Source organism: Exiguobacterium sp. UBA5002, assembly GCF_002396765.1.
In the GTDB taxonomy this organism is placed as follows: domain Bacteria; phylum Bacillota; class Bacilli; order Exiguobacteriales; family Exiguobacteriaceae; genus Exiguobacterium_A.
In genome coordinates, this window is record NZ_DGYQ01000017.1 from 4509 (window position 1) to 7423 (window position 2915).

The following is a 2915-nucleotide window of genomic DNA, read 5'->3' on the forward strand; positions in this document are numbered from 1 at the left end:
CTGTCTGATAGGCACGGAGCACATCTTGTGCAATCTCTGCTTGAGCTGCTTCCGTTTTTTTCGCGCTACGGAATAATCCAACCTTGAAATCACGCTGACGTGACTCGAGGAAGCGGCGCATCTTCTCGCGTAATTCGAACGGCATCAATGTCGCATTTTTCAAAAGTTGATCCCGATGAAGCGAAAACGTCTGTACCCAGCGGTCCGGTTGACGTGCTTCTAACTGTTGCGAGACACGCGCTAATTCGGTTTCGACTTTCGCCGGATCCTGTCGTTCAGTGTCATTCAATTGCTCAGCCATCGTCTCGTGGGTTTCTGAGACGAGACGTGTGAGATAACGTGTATGCTCCTGGTGAAGACTTTCAAGTGTCAGAGCGGCAGAAGTCAACAACTTCGGTTGAGCGTCGCGAATGCTTTGTTTGACGAGTTGTTCGACTTCCGTGAAATCGTTATGCGGATGGGCTGGGTCCCGTAGGCTCGTAAAGAAAATCCCTTTCGGTACGACATCGTGTTCGGCGAAGGACGCATGGACCGAACGACGGAAGGCGTCGAATGATAGTTCATCGTCACGATGTTTATCGATTTGATTGACGATTAAATATAATTCTGGCACGGCAGCTTGTAATTCATCCGTCACCATGAAGTTCAATTCGGATTGAACATGATTGTAATCCATGACGTAAAACAAGATATCAGCCAAGTGAAGGGCAGACTCCGTTGAGACCCGGTGGGCATCATCGACCGAGTCGACGCCTGGCGTATCCATCAAGACGAGACCAGGCGGAAGCGCGGACGCGGCATGCGTCAAATCGATTTGTCGGACATCACCACTTTTCCCAAGCGATTGAAGATGCTCCTCCTGCTCTGTTGCTGTCAGACGAACAGACGGCTGTTCATGAAAGTGTATGATTGCTGAATCCGTCTCACCTTGCTGAAGTGTCACGATGTTCGCACTCGTCGGAATCGGACTCGTCGGTAAGACTGATTCACCTGTCAAGGCGTTGATCATGCTCGATTTCCCAGCAGAAAAGTGACCGACAAACGCAATCGTGAACTCTCGTTTTAATAGTTTTGTGGCGAATTTATCTAGTTTATCTAAACGGAGTTGATCCGTTGAAGGTTGAATCAATGTGGCGAGTGAAGCCGTCGCCTCGAGTTGGTTCGATAATCGTTCCTCAAATGAGCGCATGCGATGAAACCCCTTTCTTTCAGTCACCGTTCAGTGTATCACGATTTTTTCCGTTTCGTCATCCTTCTAAAAGCGACAAAAAACGATCCGCCAAGGAAGAGGCGAATCGTTTTGATTGGCATCAAGACGACGGAACGATTTCGTCCGCACGTGTCGATTCTTGTTCCGTCGAATGAATCCGGCGCAACAAGTGTAATTTGAAGAGATACATCACGAGCAGGTGAACATTCGCCTGTGTTGCCTTGTAGAGTATCCACGGTAGCGCAGGGACGAATTCATGGATGGCGATGATACATTCTTGCGTACCGGGAATTTGCCGGAATTCAATCCGACCACGGCTGTCTTGCTCGACTTTTGCGAACAATCCGCCGGTAATCCGGTATGTCGCCATGTGTCGATCGTGAACCGGTTCCTTCGTCAATTCCAGCAGCGGTTGTTCGTAAAACGGAATGTGGATCCGAACGACTTGATCTTGCACAGTTGACGATAGGAAAGGGCGGGCAAATGATGACAACCAGTTCATATAATCGTCAGCTGCCCAGTCGGCATCGCGATCCTTTGGCAAAAGAACACGTTGTACCGATCGGACGTCAAGGACGTCTGGTGTCGAAGACGACGTTGAAGAAGATCCTTTTTGTTCCTCCTCCTCTTTTAACGCATCTCGGACTGATTGTTCGAATGTGATTTTGCCGTCACTGATGCCGGGAACCATTTTTTCTGGATCCGCAACCATCTCATGGACCATGCTTTCAACGAGTGGATAGACGGTTTCTTTTGGTTCTCCGGACACGAGTGTCACCCAAAGGCGGGATAATTTAACGGTCAATAAAGGAATATCGATCGTCGGTTGTCGTTTACCCATGATGTCGGCTGTTTTAAGGATCATCTCTTTATAGGTCATCGCTTCCGGACCACCGATATCGATGGCCCGGTCTTTAACGTCATCGCGATCGACACTTTCACCAAGGGCATGAATGACGTCGGGTAAGGCGACAGGATGGGTCTTGTTACGTGTCCATCGTGGGAGTGCCATGACGGGTAGACGTTTGACGAGTTTCGATAAGATTGGGAACGATGAACCTTTAGGACCAACGATTAACGCAGCCCGGATCGTCGTCACGGGTGTTCCGTACGCACCGAGAACACGTTCGACTTCAAGTCGGCTCTTTAAGTGACGTGATAGGTCTTCTGTTTCCTCAGGGATGATACCGCTTAAGTAGATGATCTGCCGGATGCCGTTTTCTTTTGCGGCACGGGCGAAGTTATCGGCTAACAATAAGTCCATATTTTCGAACGATCCTTGTGTCAATTTAGCAGATGGCATCATCGAATGGACGAGGTAGACAGCGATGTCCGCTCCTTTCATACCTTCGATCGTATCGTCTAGAGAAAAGAGATCGCACGATCGCCATTCGACGCGTTCCTCATTGTCCTTGTCGTCACCATTTCTTGAAAGGGCGATGACGTCATATTTTTTCTTTAGTTCGTTCAATAAATTGTGACCAATGTATCCGGTGGCTCCGGCTAAAGCTAAGCGCGTTGGCATGGATGTAAACTCCTCTCTTATATCTGTTGTAATGTACCCCCAATCGAGTCGGTTCAATCGCAAGAGGATATGTTGAGACGATTCAGTTGAATGGAATAGGGAATAGTAACATATGGAAAAGAACCAACATGAAGATTGAAAACAAAGGGGGCTTCAACCATGCAGACGATACAATTCATG

2 protein-coding genes are annotated in these 2915 nt (G+C 48.4%); both read right to left on the reverse strand.

The window, feature by feature from the left end; all coding sequences use genetic code 11:
- Positions 1-1189 (reverse strand): dynamin family protein (locus tag B4C70_RS03485; RefSeq protein ID WP_290776954.1); only part of this gene is annotated, 1189 nt, incomplete at its 3' end.
- A 121-nt stretch (positions 1190-1310) separates the two neighbouring features.
- Positions 1311-2735, reverse strand: a complete 1425-nt coding sequence (locus B4C70_RS03490) for an NAD(P)H-binding protein (RefSeq protein WP_290776955.1) — start codon at positions 2733-2735, stop codon at positions 1311-1313.
- Positions 2736-2915: the final 180 nt, after the last annotated feature.